The 14,529-nt window shown below is 72.4% G+C and carries 16 protein-coding genes and 1 riboswitch; of the genes, 14 read left to right on the plus strand and 2 right to left on the minus strand.

Going from position 1 to position 14,529, the window contains the following annotated elements; genetic code table 11:
- From ABZ883_RS15270 to ABZ883_RS15310, 9 genes are all read left to right on the plus strand, one after another.
- Positions 1–672, plus strand: a complete 672-nt coding sequence (locus ABZ883_RS15270; RefSeq protein WP_360906092.1) for a phosphonatase-like hydrolase — start codon at positions 1–3, stop codon at positions 670–672.
- 1 nt (position 673) lies between these two features.
- Entirely contained in the window at positions 674–1,735 is a 1,062-nt protein-coding gene (locus ABZ883_RS15275) for an ABC transporter ATP-binding protein (RefSeq protein ID WP_360906093.1), read from the plus strand.
- Positions 1,728–2,564, plus strand: a complete 837-nt coding sequence (locus ABZ883_RS15280) for a 2-aminoethylphosphonate ABC transporter permease subunit (protein WP_360906094.1) — start codon at positions 1,728–1,730, stop codon at positions 2,562–2,564. The genes ABZ883_RS15275 and ABZ883_RS15280 overlap by 8 nt, the downstream gene beginning before the upstream one ends.
- Complete coding sequence (locus ABZ883_RS15285; RefSeq protein WP_360906095.1) at positions 2,551–3,372, plus strand: ABC transporter permease subunit; 822 nt, start codon at positions 2,551–2,553, stop codon at positions 3,370–3,372. The genes ABZ883_RS15280 and ABZ883_RS15285 overlap by 14 nt, the downstream gene beginning before the upstream one ends.
- Positions 3,373–3,395: 23 nt before the next feature.
- Positions 3,396–4,487 carry a 2-aminoethylphosphonate ABC transporter substrate-binding protein gene (locus ABZ883_RS15290; RefSeq protein ID WP_360906163.1) on the plus strand — a complete coding sequence of 364 codons (1,092 nt, stop codon included), beginning with the start codon at positions 3,396–3,398 and terminating at the stop codon, positions 4,485–4,487.
- Positions 4,488–4,613: 126 nt separating this feature from the next.
- A complete protein-coding gene (locus tag ABZ883_RS15295; protein ID WP_360906096.1) occupies positions 4,614–6,155 on the plus strand; it encodes an alkaline phosphatase family protein in 1,542 nt (513 codons plus the stop codon).
- 79 nt (positions 6,156–6,234) lie between these two features.
- A complete protein-coding gene (locus tag ABZ883_RS15300) occupies positions 6,235–7,014 on the plus strand; it encodes an HAD-IIA family hydrolase (protein WP_360906097.1) in 780 nt (259 codons plus the stop codon).
- A gap of 108 nt (positions 7,015–7,122) precedes the next feature.
- Positions 7,123–8,028 (plus strand): hypothetical protein, encoded by a 906-nt coding sequence (locus tag ABZ883_RS15305; protein WP_360906098.1) that lies wholly within the window; start codon positions 7,123–7,125, stop codon positions 8,026–8,028.
- A gap of 5 nt (positions 8,029–8,033) precedes the next feature.
- On the plus strand, positions 8,034–8,678 hold the full coding sequence (locus ABZ883_RS15310; protein ID WP_360906099.1) for a class F sortase: 645 nt from the start codon (positions 8,034–8,036) through the stop codon (positions 8,676–8,678).
- 31 nt (positions 8,679–8,709) lie between these two features.
- Here ABZ883_RS15310 and bcp read toward each other — a convergent pair whose 3' ends face one another.
- Positions 8,710–9,177, minus strand: coding sequence for a thioredoxin-dependent thiol peroxidase (bcp, locus tag ABZ883_RS15315; RefSeq protein ID WP_360906100.1), 468 nt, complete (start codon positions 9,175–9,177; stop codon positions 8,710–8,712).
- A 100-nt stretch (positions 9,178–9,277) separates the two neighbouring features.
- Between bcp and ABZ883_RS15320 the strand changes: the two genes are divergently transcribed.
- From ABZ883_RS15320 to ABZ883_RS15330, 3 genes are all read left to right on the plus strand, one after another.
- Entirely contained in the window at positions 9,278–9,601 is a 324-nt protein-coding gene (locus ABZ883_RS15320; RefSeq protein WP_360906101.1) for a DUF3618 domain-containing protein, read from the plus strand.
- 10 nt (positions 9,602–9,611) lie between these two features.
- Positions 9,612–9,950 carry a co-chaperone GroES gene (locus ABZ883_RS15325; RefSeq protein ID WP_319664422.1) on the plus strand — a complete coding sequence of 113 codons (339 nt, stop codon included), beginning with the start codon at positions 9,612–9,614 and terminating at the stop codon, positions 9,948–9,950.
- Between the two features lie 7 nt (positions 9,951–9,957).
- Positions 9,958–10,019: riboswitch (guanidine-III (ykkC-III) riboswitch) on the plus strand.
- 34 nt (positions 10,020–10,053) lie between these two features.
- The gene (locus ABZ883_RS15330; protein ID WP_360906164.1) at positions 10,054–10,374 is read left to right on the plus strand and encodes a multidrug efflux SMR transporter; all 321 of its coding nucleotides are present in this window, start codon (positions 10,054–10,056) and stop codon (positions 10,372–10,374) included.
- 1 nt (position 10,375) lies between these two features.
- On the opposite strand, the gene ABZ883_RS15335 is transcribed toward ABZ883_RS15330, so the two are convergent.
- On the minus strand, positions 10,376–12,619 hold the full coding sequence (locus tag ABZ883_RS15335) for a transglycosylase domain-containing protein (RefSeq protein ID WP_360906102.1): 2,244 nt from the start codon (positions 12,617–12,619) through the stop codon (positions 10,376–10,378).
- A 312-nt stretch (positions 12,620–12,931) separates the two neighbouring features.
- On the opposite strand from ABZ883_RS15335, the gene ABZ883_RS15340 reads away from it, so the two are divergent.
- Positions 12,932–13,732, plus strand: coding sequence for an ABC-2 family transporter protein (locus ABZ883_RS15340; protein WP_360906103.1), 801 nt, complete (start codon positions 12,932–12,934; stop codon positions 13,730–13,732).
- Complete coding sequence (locus ABZ883_RS15345; RefSeq protein ID WP_360906104.1) at positions 13,725–14,528, plus strand: ABC transporter permease; 804 nt, start codon at positions 13,725–13,727, stop codon at positions 14,526–14,528. Before ABZ883_RS15340 ends, ABZ883_RS15345 begins: the two co-directional genes overlap by 8 nt.
- Position 14,529 lies beyond the last annotated feature (1 nt).

The following is a 14,529-nucleotide window of genomic DNA, read 5'->3' on the forward strand; positions in this document are numbered from 1 at the left end:
ATGACCGACCGCACTTCCCCCACGCTCGTCGTGCTCGACATGGCCGGCACCACCGTCGCCGACGACGGCCTGGTCGAGCGTGCCTTCGTCCGGGCCGCCGAACGCCTGGGCGTCGAGCCCGACCTGGACTACGTCCGCCGCACCATGGGCGAGTCCAAGATCTCCGTCTTCCGCGCCCTGTTCGGCACCGAGGAGCAGGCGCAGCGCGCCAACACCGAGTTCGAGCTCGCCTACGCCGACCTCGTGGACTCCGGCGCCTGCGCGCCGCTGCCCGGCGCGGCCGAGGCCATCGCCGCCCTGCGCGAGCAGGGCCGCACCGTGGTGCTGACCACCGGCTTCTCCCGCACCACCCAGGACGCGATCCTGGCCGCCCTGGGCTGGCAGGACATCGCCGACCTCACCCTGAGCCCGGCCGACGCCGGCGGCCGCGGCCGCCCCTACCCGGACATGGTGCTCACCGCGCTGCTGCGCACCCGCGCCGCCGACTCCGTCCGCGAGATCGCGGTGGCCGGCGACACGGCGTACGACATGCTCTCCGGCGTCCGCGCCGGCGCGCCCGTCGTGGCGGGCGTGCTGACCGGCGCCCACGACGAGGCGGCGCTGCGCGAGGCGGGCGCCACCCACGTCCTGGACTCCGTCGCCGCGCTCCCCGCCCTGCTGGCGAAGGTCTGAGATGGGCATACGGTTCGAGGACGTGACGGTGGCCTACGGCCGCACCACCGTCCTGGAGTCCTTCGACCTCACCGTGGAACCCGGCGAGGTGATGGCCCTGCTCGGCCCCTCCGGCTCGGGCAAGACCACCGCGCTGCGCGCCGTCGCCGGCTTCGTCACCCCGGCCCGCGGACGGGTGTGGATCGACGGCCGCGACGTGACGAAGCTGCCGCCGTACAAGCGCGGCATCGGCATGGTCGTGCAGAGCTACGCCCTCTTCCCGCACATGCGCGTCGACAAGAACGTCGGCTTCGGGCTGCGGGCGCAAGGGGTTCCGCGCGCCGAGACCGCCGAGCGGGTCGAGCAGGCCCTAGCGCTCACCGGCATGGGCGAGTTCGCGCGGCGCTACCCGCGCGAGCTGTCCGGCGGCCAGCAGCAGCGCGTCGCCATCGCCCGCGCCCTGGCCGTACGCCCCCGGGTGCTGCTGCTCGACGAGCCGCTCTCCGCGCTCGACGCGAAGCTGCGCTCGGGAATGCTGGCCGAACTGGCGCGCCTGCACCGCGAACTGCCCGACGTCTCCATGCTGTACGTCACCCACGACCAGATCGAGGCGCTGACCCTGGCCGACCGCATCGCGGTGATGGACCGGGCCCGGCTGCAGGACGTCGGCACCCCCCAGGAGCTGTACCGGCGCCCGCGCACCGAGTTCACCGCGTCCTTCGTCGGCAACGCCAACCTGCTGCCGGTCACCGTCGGCAAGGACGGCGCGGTCCGGTTCGCGGAGCACGACCTGCTCGCCCCCACCGGCGACGCGGCCCCCGGCGCCGACGCCACGCTCTGCGTGCGCCCGCACGCCGTGGGCCTGGGCGACGGGCCCAACCCGCTGCCCGGCACCGTCACCGGCATCCAGTGGCGCGGCGCCACCCACCGCCTGCTGGTGGAGACCGCGGGCCACCAGCTGATGGCCGATGTCACCGAGCTGCGCGACCCGCCCGCCCCCGGCGACAGGGTCACCGTGCACTTCGCGCCCGACGACGCCGTCCTGCTGCCCGCGGGCACCGGGGGCGGTGACCGCGATGGCTGAGGCACGCCCCTGGGCGCCCCGCCTGCTGTGGGCGGGCGTCCCCGTCGCGCTGCTGGCGGCGACCTTCCTCTATCCGCTGGTGCTGCTGGTGTGGCAGTCGGTGTCCCCCGACACCGGCGGGCACTCCTTCGCCGTGTACGGCGACGTCTTCGGCTCCGAGGTCTTCCGGCGGGCGCTGGGCAACACCGTGTGGATCGCGGCCGCCTCGACGGCCGGCTGCCTGGTGCTGGGCTTCGTCCTGGCCCTGGTGATCGCGTTCGTGCCGTTCCCCGGCGCCCGCGCGGTCGCCCGCTTCGTCGACGTCTTCCTGTCCTTCCCGTCCTTCCTGATCACGCTGGCGCTGGTCTTCGTGTACGGGTCGGCGGGCATGGCCAACGGGCTGTGGACGGACGCGACCGGCGCCGCCGAGGGGCCGTTCGCCTTCCTGACCACACCCTGGGGCGTGATCCTCGCCGAGGTCACGTACTTCACGCCCTTCGTGATGCGCCCCCTGCTGGCCGCCTTCGGGCAGCTGGACCCCGCGCAGATCGAGGCCGCCTCCTCGCTGGGCGCCCGCGCCCCGCGCATCGTGCGGCAGGTGATCCTCCCCGACGCGCTGCCGGCGCTGGCGGCCGGCGGGAGCCTGGTGCTGGTGATGTGCCTGAACGAGTTCGGCATCGTGCTCTTCACCGGCGCCAAGGGCGTCACCACGCTGCCGATGCTCGTCTACACCAAGGCGATCCTGGAGTCCGACTACCCGGCGGCCTGTGTCGTCGCCACCGTCAACGTCGCCGTCTCGCTGGCGCTGTACGGCATCTACCGGGCGGTGAGCCGACGTGCTGGTGCATAGCCGCGGCGGCCGCTGGGCCGCGTGGGCGCTGTTCGCCCTGCTCTTCCTGCCGCTGTTCGCCCTGCTCTTCCTGCCGCTGTTCGCGCTGCCGCTGCTGGTGCTGGTGGCCGCGTCCTTCGCGGGCCACTGGAGCGGCGCGCTGCCGTCCGGCCCGACCCTGGACCACTACGACGCCGCCGTGCGCGGCGAGTCGCTGCAGGCCCTGACGACCAGTCTGGCCACCGCGGCCGCCGCGAGCGTCCTCGCGCTGACCGCGGGCACCTGGGCCGCGCTGTCGGCGCACGCGCTGGGCCGCCGGGCCCGGCGGGTGATGGACCTGCTGTTCATGCTGCCGGTCGCGGTGCCGTCGGTGGTCGCCGGGCTCGCGCTGCTGGTCGCCTTCAGCAAGCCGCCCGTGCTGCTCAACGGCACCCGGACGATCGTGATCCTGGCCCACACCGTCCTGGTGACGGCCTTCGCCTACCAGTCGGTGACGGCGGCGCTGGGCCGTCTCGACCCCGCCTACGAACAGGCCGCGGCCAGCCTCGGCGCCCGCCCCTGGTACGTGCTGTGGCGGGTCCGCCTGCCGCTGCTGCTGCCCTCCCTGGGGGCGGCGGCCGGGCTCTGCTTCGCCCTGTCCATGGGCGAGTTGAGCGCCACGATGATGCTCTACCCGCCCGACTGGCTGCCCCTGCCGGTCCTCGTCTTCAGCGCCACCGACCGCGGCTCGCCGTTCACCGGCTCCGCCCTCGCGGTGGTCCTCATGGGCACGACCCTGCTCGTCCTGCTCGCTCTCTCCCGCATCCGCACCAAAGCCTCCTACCGATGACCCTCAAGGAGATCAGTCCCGCCATGTCCTCCGTCCCCCGCGTCACCCGCGTCTCCCGTCGCGCCCTGCGCGCCCCGATCGCCGTCCTCGCCTCCTCCCTCGTCCTCGGCGGCGCCCTCACCGCCTGCGGCGGCGACTCCTCCGCCTCCGACGCCAAGGAGGTCACCGTCTACAGCGCCGACGGCCTCAAGGGCGAGAACGGCGACGGCTGGTACGACCAGATCTTCAAGGACTTCGAGAAGCAGACCGGCATCAAGGTCCGCTACGTCGAGGGCGGTTCCGGCGAGGTCGTGCAGCGCGCCGTCCGCGAGAAGTCCAACACCCAGGCCGACGTCCTGGTCACCCTGCCGCCCTTCATCCAGCAGGCCGACGCCAAGGGCCTGCTGGACAAGTACGCCCCGAAGGGCGCCGACAAGGTCGCGGCCGCCGACAAGTCCACCGACGGCACCTGGACCTCGGTCGTCAACAACTACTTCGGCTTCGTCTACAACAAGCAGCAGCTGAAGACCGCCCCCACCACCTGGGACGAACTGCTGGACGCCACGTACAAGAACAAGCTCCAGTACTCCACGCCGGGCGTCGCCGGCGACGGCACCGCGGTCGTCATCAAGGCGATGCACGACTTCGGCGGCAAGGACCAGGCCATGGACTACCTCAAGAAGCTCCAGGCCAACAACGTCGGCCCGTCCTCCTCCACCGGCAAGCTGGCGCCGAAGGTCGACAAGGGCGAGATCCTGGTCGCCAACGGCGACGTCCAGATGAACTTCGCCCAGGCCAAGTCGATGCCGAACCTCGGCATCTGGTTCCCGGCCGCGCAGGGCGGCAAGCCCACCACCTTCGCGCTGCCGTACGCCGGCGGCCTGGTCAAGGGCGCCCCGCACTCGGAGAACGGCAAGAAGCTGCTGGACTTCATGCTCGGCGAGGAGGCCCAGAAGCAGGTCAGCTCCATCGGCGGCGGCTTCGCCGCGCGCTCCGACGTCAAGGCCGACGACGCCAACGCCACGGCGCTGGCCGGGATCCTCCAGGGCGTCGAGGTCTTCCAGCCGGACTGGGCCGACATCGACACCAACCTCGACACCTACGTCAAGGCCTGGCAGGACGCGACCGGCAGCTGACCCACCGCGGCACCCCCCCCCGGCACCACGCACAGCGCGCACAGCACGACCCGGACGCCCCTGCCCCGCCAGGGGCGTCCGGCTGCCCGCATCCGACGTACACGACCCTTCGTCTGGAGGACCGTCATGCCGAACGGCATGTCCCGTCGCACCGTGCTCACCGCCTCCGCCGCAGGCGCCGCCCTGGTCGCCGCCGGCGGCCCGCTCGCCGGGCTCGCCCACGCGGCCGCCCCCACCCTCCCGAACGGCACCAGCGCCGACAAGGTGCTGGTCATCGGCATGGACGGGCTGCGCCACGACCGGATCGACGCCGCCAAGGCGCCGAACCTGAAGTCCCTGATGGCGAACGGGACCTACGGGCTCAGCCTGCTCTACGCCTCCCCGATGGCCGCCACCTCCTCCGGCCCCGGCTGGTCCACCATCTCCACCGGTGTGTGGCCCGACAAGCACGGGGTGAAGGACAACACCTTCGCCGGCAAGAACTACACCCGCTACCCCGGCTTCCTGGCCCGCCTGGCCCAGGTGCGGCCGCAGCTGTCCACGTACGCGGCCGTCGACTGGAAGCCACTGGACACCGAGGGCACCGTCACCGCGGGCGCCGACGGCAAGAACGTCTACGACGGCGACGCCGAGGGCTACCCGCTGCACGACGCCCACATCGCCGACGACGCCGAGCGCGTGCTGCGCGACCAGAACCCGGACGTCGCCTTCGTCTACTTCGGCAACACCGACGTCGTCGCGCACGCGGTAGGCGCCGCGAGCCCGAAGTACCTGGACGCCATCGCCGTCCAGGACGGCTACGTCGGCCGGCTGCTGGCGGCGGTCAGGGCCCGCCCCACGTACGCCTCCGAGCGCTGGACCGTCATCGTCGCCACCGACCACGGGCACCTCGACGCGGGCGGCCACGGCGGCAGCACCGTCGAGGAGCGGCGCACCTTCGTCCTGGCGCAGGGGCCGGGGATCGCCGCGGGCGCGCGGCCCGCCGACACCCGGCTCGTGGACGTCGCGGCCACCGTCTTCAAGCAGTTGGGCATCGTCCCCGACCCCGCGTGGGGCCTGGACGGCAAGCCCGTGCAGGAGCGCTCCACCGACCCCTTCGACGCGCTGCTGCCCGCGCTGGGCGGCCGGGTCGACGAGACCGGCATCCCGGCCTCCGTCCTGGGCTTCACGCACACCGCGCCCAGCGGCTGGTCGGTGGTGAACAACGCGATGGGCACCGGCGGCGTCACCGAGTGGCGGGGCTGGTCCTTCGCCACTGACGAGTTCTGGTCCCGCGCGCAGCGCGACCAGTGGCGCGAGCTCAACGTCCGCTCCCGCGGGGTGTTCGCCGTCGCCGACTCCGACGAGTGGGACGACACGTCCCACTCGGGCGGCTACGACTCCACGCTGGTCACCCCCGCGTACGCCGTGACCGGCAGGAGCAGCGTCACGCTGTCCTTCACCACCTTCTACCGCCAGGAGGGCGCCCAGACCGCGCAGATCCTGGCCTCCTTCAACGGCGGCACCCCCACCGCCGTCAAGAGCTACACCTCCGACGTGGTCTCGCAGCCCCAGTCCGTGACGGTCGCCGTCCCGGCGGGCGCCTCCGGCGTGAGCTTCCGCTTCCGCTACACCGGGGCCAACAACTGGTACTGGGTCATCGACGGGGTCAAGGTCACCACCGCCTGACTAGGCTGGGGGCGCCGGCACGACGACGTGCCGGCGCCCCCTCACCTCAGCACCCCGCCGCACCGCAGGAGTCCGTCCCATGGCAGAACGCAAGCCGATCGAGTCCTGGCTCACCGACATGGACGGAGTCCTGATCCACGAGGGCACCCCGATCCCCGGCGCCGACGCGTTCCTCAAGCGCCTCAAGGAGTCGGGGAAGCCGTTCCTGGTCCTCACCAACAACTCCATCTACACCCAGCGCGACCTGCACGCGCGGCTGACCCGCATGGGCCTGCACGTCCCGGTGGAGAACATCTGGACCTCCGCGCTGGCCACCGCCCGCTTCCTGGACGAGCAGCGGCCCGGCGGCACCGCGTACGTCATCGGCGAGGCGGGCCTGACCACCGCACTGCACGACATCGGCTACGTGCTGACCGACGTCGAACCGGACTACGTGGTGCTGGGCGAGACCCGCACCTACAGCTTCGAGGCGCTGACCAAGGCCATCCGGCTGATCAACAACGGCTCCCGGTTCATCGCCACCAACCCCGACGAGACCGGCCCCTCGGCCGAGGGCGCGCTGCCCGCCACCGGTTCGGTCGCGGCCCTGATCACCAAGGCCACCGGCAAGGACCCGTACTTCGTCGGCAAGCCCAATCCGCTGATGATGCGCGCCGGGCTCAACGCCATCCAGGCGCACTCCGAGACCAGCGCGATGATCGGCGACCGGATGGACACCGACGTGCTGGCCGGTCTCGAGGCGGGTATGGAGACCTTCCTGGTCCTCACCGGGCTGACGCGGCCCGCGGACATCGACCGCTTCCCCTACCGGCCCTCGCGGGTGGTGGAGTCCATCGCCGATCTGGTGGACCTCGTCTGACCCAACCGGAGCAGCCCCGCATGCGGCGGCCCGTCAGAAAAGAGACCTTCGAAGTACCGGGGCCGACCGATCCGACAACGTGAGCCCGGGTGAGCGGAGGTTTTCATCATGGGCTCTGTCAGGGACGCCACCCGCATTCCCCTGTGCGCCGCCGCGGCGGTGGCGGTGATCGCCGTCTGCGGTCCCGTCGCCGTCGCGGACGACGGCCCGGCCGGGAGCGGGGACGCCACCAGCCGGCTGTGGGAGCGCGCGGCCGGCGGGGGCGGCGGAGCCCAGAGCGGCGACCGCCAGGACTTCGGCCGGCAGGACGGCGGCCGGGACAACGGTGACCGGGACGACAACGGGCGGGACAACGGCGGACGCGGCAGCCGCGACGACAACGGACGCGACAACGGCCGGGACAACGGTGATCGGGACGACAACGGCCGCGACAACGGTGGCCGCGACAACGGCCGGGACAACAACGGCGGACGCGACAACGGCGGACGGGACGGCGACGGCGGCGAGGGCCGCGACGGGGGCGGCGGCGGTGAAGGCGGCCGCGGTGGCGGTGGCGGCGGTGTCGTCGGCGGAGGCGGTGTGACCGTCAACCCCGGTTCCGTCGGCCCCGGCGGCGACGTCGACGTCCGCACCCAGGAGTGCGACCGCGCCCAGTCGGGCACGGTCAACTCCTCCGCCTTCGTCGCCCCCGTCCGGCTCGCCCCCGCGTCGGACGGCGGCATGTACGCCTCCGCGGTGGTGCGCTCCGGGCTGGCGTCCGGCTCGTACAAGGTCTCCATCGAGTGCAACGGCCAGTCGCACGAGGGCCAGATCGAGGTCGGCGAGGGCACCGGGGACGGCGGCTTCCCGTCCGCGCCGGTGCCCGCGGGCGGCGGCGCCATGGCCGCCGGCGTGGCACGGCACGCGGCCTCCGCCCCGCAGCCGGCCGGGGTGCCGGGCACCGTGGCCGCGGGCGTGCTGGCCGTGGCGGGGGCGGCCGGCCTGGTCATGCACCGGCGCCGCAGCCGGGACTGAGCGCGGTGCAGGGACGGACCGTCGCGGCCGCCACGGCCGCGGTCGTGCTCTTCGCGGCGTGGCTGAAGGGCTACGTCCACCCGGCCCCCGGGGACGCCATGGGCGCCCCGGGGGTCACCGCCACGTCCGCGCCCGGGGCGGACGGGCGCCCCACCCCGGTCTACGCCGCGCACACCCCGCTCCGCCACGCGCGGCCGCTCGGCATCCGCATCCCCTCGGCCGGCATCGACGCCCCGCTCGTGGTGCGCGGGCTCACCGCCGACGGGGCCGTCGACCCGCCGCCGTTCACCTCGCCCGGCGTGGCGGGCTGGTTCGGCGCGGGCCCGGCGCCCGGCGACGCGGGCGCGGCGCTGGTCGTCGGCCATGTGGACACCCGCACCCGGGCCGCGGTGTTCTACAACCTCAGCACCGTCACGCCGGGCACCCTGGTGGAGGTCAACCGCTCGGACGGCTCGGTCGCGGAGTTCACCGTCGAGGGCGTGGAGATCGTCCCCAAGGAGGGCTTCCGCCCGGAGCGGGTGTACGGCTCGGGCGTCCGCCCCGAGCTGCGGCTGATCACCTGCGGCGGCACCTTCGACCGCGCGACCCAGAGCTACTCGGCCAACGTCGTGGTCTACGCGGCGCTGACCGGCTCGCACACCCGTGCCTGAGCCGGTGGCGCCGCACCGGCCCGAGGGGGCGTCAGACGCCCAGGTCGCGGATGAGCTTGGCCACGTGCCCGGTGGCCTTGACGTTGTACCAGGCGTGCTCGACCTTGCCGTGCTCGTCGACGACGACCGTCGAGCGGATCACGCCGGTCACCACCTTGCCGTACAGCTTCTTCTCGCCGAAGGCGCCGTACGCGGTCAGGACCGACTTGTCGGGGTCGGCCACCAGGGTCACCTTCAGGGACTCCTTCTCGCGGAACTTCGCGAGCTTCTCGGGCTTGTCGGGCGAGACGCCGATGACGTCGTAGCCGGCGCCCGCGAGGACGTCGAGGTTGTCGGTGAAGTCACAGGCCTGCTTGGTGCATCCCGGGGTGAGCGCGGCGGGGTAGAAGTAGACGATGACCTTGCGGCCGGCGTGGTCGGCGAGGGAGACCTCGTTGCCGTCGGCGTCGGGCAGGGTGAAGGAGGGTGCGGTGTCGCCGGGCTGGAGGCGCTCGCTCATGGGTGCAGTTCTCCGGTTCGGGGTGCCGACGGGCGCCGGCACGAGCGGACTGACAGACTGTCTGCACGGTACCGGTCGAGACAACGATGGAGGCTGCACGGTGTCGGATGGCAGGAGCCCGGCTCAGATCGAGGCGGACATCGCCCTGAAGCGGCGGGAGCTGGCCGCCACCCTGGACGAGATCGCCGTGCGGGTGCACCCGGCGACGATCGCCGCCGACACGAAGGCGAAGGTCGCGTCGGCCGTGGACCGCACCGCCGGACGGGCGTACGTGGCGGTCAACCGGGGTGTGACGGAGATCCGGGGGCACTTCGTCACCGAGGAGGGCGCCCCGCGGGTGGAGCGCATCGTGCCGGTCGCGGTGGCGGCCGTGGCACTGGTCACCGTGGTGGCCGGCCTCTCGCTGCGCAGACGACGCCGGTAACGTCGTACCTGTGAGTTCGCCATCGCATGACAAGCTTCCGATCCGCATGCTGCACGACCGCGTGCTGGTCCGTTCCGACACCCCCGAGGGGGAGCGCCGCTCCGGCGGCGGCATCCTGATCCCCGCCACGGCGGCCGTCGGGAAGCGGCTGGCCTGGGCCGAGGTGGTCGCGGTCGGCCAGAACGTGCGCACCGTGGAGGTCGGGGACCGGGTGCTCTTCGACCCGGACGACCGCGCCGAGGTCGAGGTGCGGGGCACGGCCTACGTGCTGATGCGGGAGCGGGACCTGCACGCGGTGGCCGCCGAGCGGCTCCAGGGCTCGGAGGACTCCACCGGTCTTTACCTCTGATTTGCTATCGTCGCTCTCATCCCCCTGACGAGACGCGCCGTACCAGGGCCCATGCAAAGACGACGCACCGCCTGATTCTTCAATGATCACGGAGGTGCTCGTCGTGGCATGGGTCCTGCTGTGTCTGGCCGGCCTGCTGGAGGTCGGCTGGTCGGTCGGCATGAAGTACACCGACGGTTTCACCCGGCTGTGGCCGAGCCTGGGCACCGGGTTCGGCATCGTCGCCAGCATGCTGCTGCTGTCGTACGCGGCGAGGACGCTGCCGATCGGCACCGCCTACGGGGTGTGGGTCGGGATCGGCGCGGCCGGGGCGGCGGTGCTCGGCATCGTGGTGCTCGGTGAGCCGGCGACCGCCGCCCGGATCTTCTTCGTCTGCCTGCTGCTGGTGGCCGTCGTCGGGCTGAAGGCGACCTCCGGTCACTGAGCTACTGGAAGCCGCCCCCGCCGCCTCCGTCGTCGCCCCCGACCGGGCCGCCGATCGGCAGCTCGGCGCCTCCGGGGCCGCCCTCGCTCGGCGGCGGGGAACTGCTGGCAGGCGGCTCGGACGGCGACTGCGGCGGCTCCGACGAGGTCGGCGGCTCGCTGGTCGTGGCCGGCGGCTCGGACGGCGACTGCGGTGGCGCCGAGGAGGACGGCGGCGCGGAGCTGGCCGGCGGGGCCGAGGTGGCCGGGGGCTCCGAGGCACCGGGCTCCAGCCGCAGGTGGAAGCCCTCCACCGGGGTGCCCTTCAGCGCGCCCGCGGTGTACTGCGCCCAGATCTCCGTCGGGAAGCCGCCGCCGTTGACCCGGTCCAGGCCGGTGGTGCCGTACAGCTGCTTCTGGGCGCCGGTCTGCGAGTCCTGCCCCATCACGGCGACCACGGTGGCCAGGTTCGGGGTGTACCCGGCGAACCAGGCGGCCTTGTCCTCCTCCGCCGTGCCCGTCTTGCCCGCGGCGGGGCGGCCGGAGGCCTGGGCGGCGGTGGCGGTGCCGCCCTGCACCACCGAGCGCAGGATCGACGTCGTGGTGTCGGCCGCCTCGCGGCTGACCGCCTGCCGCGGCGTCCGCTCGGGCAGCCGCAGGTCCTCGCCGTTCTTCGTGACCTTCACCACCATCGTGTACGGGACGTACCGGCCGTGGTTGGCGAGGGTCGCGTAGGCCTGGGCCATGTCCAGCGGGCTGGCCTCCATGGTGCCGAGCGCCATCGCCGGGGTGCTGACCAGCTTGACCTGCTCGGGGACACCGAGCGCCCGCACCGTGCTGTTGACGTCGTCCGCGCCGACGTCCTGCGCCATCTGGGCGTAGACGGCGTTGACGGACTTGTCCATGGCGCGGGTGACGGTGATCGGCCCGTAGGAGACGTCGTCCTCGTTGGCCGGGGCGTAGCCGGTACGGCCGTTGCGGCCGACGACCTCGCGCTTGTTGGTGCCGTCGTACGTCGTGTACGGCGTGATGCGCCGGCCGCCCTGCGTGGTCGAGTCGTTCTGGACCGCCGAGGCGAAGATGAACGGCTTGAAGGTGGAGCCGACCTGGTAGTCGCGGCGCGTCGCGTTGTTGACGAACTGCTTGGTGTAGTCGATGCCGCCGTACATGGCGACGACCTTGCCCGTCGCCGGGTCGATCGAGGCACCGCCGGCCCGCACGTACTGGTCGGTCTTGTGCGCCTTGGGGTCCAGCTTGTCCAGGAGCTGCTCCTCGGCCGCCTTGACGAAGGCGTCCTCCTTCTTGCGGTCGATGCTCGTGGTGATGCGGTAGCCGCCGGAGCGCAGCGTCTCCTCGTCGAGGATGTGCGCGGAGGCCAGGTAGTCCTTGACCGCCTCGACCAGGTAGCCGCGCTGACCGGACAGGCTGGTGGCGGGCTTGGCCTTCAGCGGGGTCGGGAACGTCAGCGAGGCGCGCTCGGTCCCGCTCAGCCAGCCCTCCTTGACCATGCCGTCCAGGACGTAGTTCCAGCGGGCCTGCGCCTGCGTCCGGTTCTCCGGGTGGGCGATCACGTCGTACTCGCTGGGGGCGTTGAGCAACGTGGCGAGGTAGGCGCCCTCGGCGGTGCCGAGTTGGTCGGCGTCCTTGCCGAAGTAGGCCTGGGCGGCGGCCTGGATGCCGTAGGCGTTGCGGCCGTAGTAGCTGGTGTTGAGGTAGCCCTGGAGGATCTCGCTCTTGCTCTTCTCACGATCGAGCTTGATCGCGATGAAGAACTCCTTGGCCTTGCGGATCGCCGTCTGATCCTGGTTCAGGTAGTAGTTCTTCACATACTGCTGGGTGATGGTCGAACCGGACTGCTTGCCCTTGCCGGTGACCGTGTTCCAGGCCGCCCGGATCATCGCCTTGGGGCTGACCGCGGACTCGTTGTAGAAGTTGCGGTCCTCCGCGGCGAGCGTGGCGTACTGGGCGGTTCTGGCGATCTGGCCGAGGTCGACGTTCTCCCGGTTGACCTGGCCGTCGCGCGCCAGCTGGCTGCCGTCGGAGTAGAGATAGACGTTGCTCTGGGCGACCGCCCCCGCGTTGGCCTTGGGGATCTCCACCAGCTGGTACCCGATGACGAAGGCCCCGGCGCAGGCCAGCACGACCAGCAGGAAGGTGCCGACCACCGTCTTCCAGCCCGGGATCAGTCTGCGGAATCCGGTGCGCTTCGGCTTCTTTCCGGACGGCGCGGTTCCCCCGCCGCCGGGGGAAGCGTTGCTGCTGCTCATGTCTGTACTGACTCCTCCGCGGCCGCCGAGGGTTGTGCCGCGGCGGAACATCTTGGGTCAATCGTGCCGTACGACCCGGCGGACACTCACGCACCTTCGGGACAAAACGGTGCAATGGCGCGCGTCCGTGACAGGGCTGTGACAGCTCTGGAGCACGCCGGGGACCCCACCACGGAGTGAAAAAGCCGTGGCAGCGCGTGACGGCGGCCGGTAGCGTCGTGCGCTTGCGCCCGCCCCGGACCGCACGGTCAACACGGTCAGCACGGCACCTGGGCGCGGCACGAACAGCACGACGGGAGGGTCGGGAGCAGGATGCGCCTGTACGCCGCCGTGGCGGCGAGCGGCTTCCGCCGCCACGCCACCTACCGGACGGCGACCGTGGCCGGGATCTTCACCAACACGGTCTACGGCTTCGTCATCGCCTACACCTACATCGCCCTCTGGGACGAACGACCCCACCTCGGGGGTTACGACCAGTCCATGGCGTTGACGTACGTCTGGACCGGCCAGGCACTCATCGCCGCCTGCGCACTGCTGGGCGGCGGCTTCCAGGACGAACTCATCGACCGCATCCGCAGCGGCGACGTCGCCGTCGACCTGTCCCGCCCCGCCGACCTCCAGGCCTGGTGGCTCGCCGCCGACCTCGGCCGGGCCGCCCACCAGTTGCTCGCCCGCGGCGTGGTACCGATGGCCTGCGGCGCCCTCGCCTTCCGCCTCGCCCTGCCCGCCTCACCCCTCACCTGGGCGTTCTTCCTGCTGTCGGTGCTCCTCGGGGCCGTCGTCAGCTTCGCCCTGCGCTACCTGGTGGTCCTCAGCGCCTTCTGGCTGCTCGACGGCAGCGGCGTGGTCACCGTCGCCGCGCTCGCCACGATGTTCTTCTCCGGCATGCTGCTGCCGCTGAACGCCTTCCCCGCGGCCCTGGGCGCCGTCGCCCGCGCCCTGCCGTTCTCCTCGCTCCTCCAGGTCCCCGCCGACATCCTGCTCGGCCGCAGCACCGGCACGGCACTCGCCGGCAGCCTGGCCTTCCAGGCGGGCTGGGCGGTCGCCCTGCTCGGCGCCGGCCGGCTCCTTCAGGCCGCGGCGACCCGCAAGGTGGTGGTCCAAGGTGGCTGAGGCACTGCGCACCTACGGACTCGTCGTGGGGATGTGGATCCGCTCCACCATGGCCTACCGGGCGTCCTTCGTGATGACCGCCCTCGGCAACTTCGCCGCCACCGCACTGGACTTCGTCGTCATCCTGCTGATGTTCTCGCAAGTGGACAGCCTCGGCGGCTGGAGCCTCCCCGAAATCGCCCTGCTCTACGGCACCGCCGGCACCTCCCTCGGCCTGGCCGACCTGGCCATGGGCAGCATGGAACGGCTCGGCAGCCGCATCCGCGACGGCACGCTGGACACCTTGCTGGTACGGCCCGTGCCCGTCCTGGCCCAGGTCGCCGCCGACCGGTTCGCGCTGCGCCGCATCGGCCGCGTCGTCCAGGGGCTGCTCGTGCTCGGCTGGGCGCTGGCCCGGCTCGACATCGCGTGGACCCCGCTGACGATCGTCCTGCTGCCCGTCAGCGTGCTCAGCGGCGCCGCCATCTTCGCCGCGGTCTTCATCGCGGGCGCCGCCTTCCAGTTCTGGGCCGGCGACGCCTCCGAGGTGCAGAACGCCTTCACCTACGGCGGCAACACCGTGCTGCAGTACCCGCCCTCCGTCTTCGCCAAGGACCTCGTGCGCGGCGTCACCTTCGTCGTGCCGCTCGCCTTCGTCAACTGGCTGCCCGCCCTGCGTATCCTCGGCCGCCAGGACCCCCTCGGCCTGCCCGGCTGGGCCGACTTCGCCCCGCCCCTGGTCGCCGCCGCGTGCTGCGCGCTCGCCGGCGCCCTGTGGCGGACCGCCCTGCGTTCGTACCGGAGCACCGGGAGCTGAT

Origin of the sequence: Streptomyces sp. NPDC046977, assembly GCF_040644455.1 — a bacterium.
Taxonomy (GTDB): Bacteria; Actinomycetota; Actinomycetes; order Streptomycetales; family Streptomycetaceae; genus Actinacidiphila.

Bases quoted from the DNA above. Each gene is read 5' to 3' on its own strand.
- ABZ883_RS15270 (WP_360906092.1), top strand. From the start codon at position 1: ATGACCGACCGCACTTCCCCCACGCTCGTCGTGCTCGACATGGCCGGC.
- ABZ883_RS15275 (WP_360906093.1), top strand. From the start codon at position 674: ATGGGCATACGGTTCGAGGACGTGACGGTGGCCTACGGCCGCACCACC.
- ABZ883_RS15280 (WP_360906094.1), top strand. From the start codon at position 1,728: ATGGCTGAGGCACGCCCCTGGGCGCCCCGCCTGCTGTGGGCGGGCGTC.
- ABZ883_RS15290 (WP_360906163.1), top strand. From the start codon at position 3,396: ATGTCCTCCGTCCCCCGCGTCACCCGCGTCTCCCGTCGCGCCCTGCGC.
- ABZ883_RS15295 (WP_360906096.1), top strand. From the start codon at position 4,614: ATGCCGAACGGCATGTCCCGTCGCACCGTGCTCACCGCCTCCGCCGCA.
- ABZ883_RS15300 (WP_360906097.1), top strand. From the start codon at position 6,235: ATGGCAGAACGCAAGCCGATCGAGTCCTGGCTCACCGACATGGACGGA.
- ABZ883_RS15305 (WP_360906098.1), top strand. From the start codon at position 7,123: ATGGGCTCTGTCAGGGACGCCACCCGCATTCCCCTGTGCGCCGCCGCG.
- bcp (WP_360906100.1), bottom strand. From the start codon at position 9,177: ATGAGCGAGCGCCTCCAGCCCGGCGACACCGCACCCTCCTTCACCCTG.
- ABZ883_RS15335 (WP_360906102.1), bottom strand. From the start codon at position 12,619: ATGAGCAGCAGCAACGCTTCCCCCGGCGGCGGGGGAACCGCGCCGTCC.
- ABZ883_RS15340 (WP_360906103.1), top strand. From the start codon at position 12,932: ATGCGCCTGTACGCCGCCGTGGCGGCGAGCGGCTTCCGCCGCCACGCC.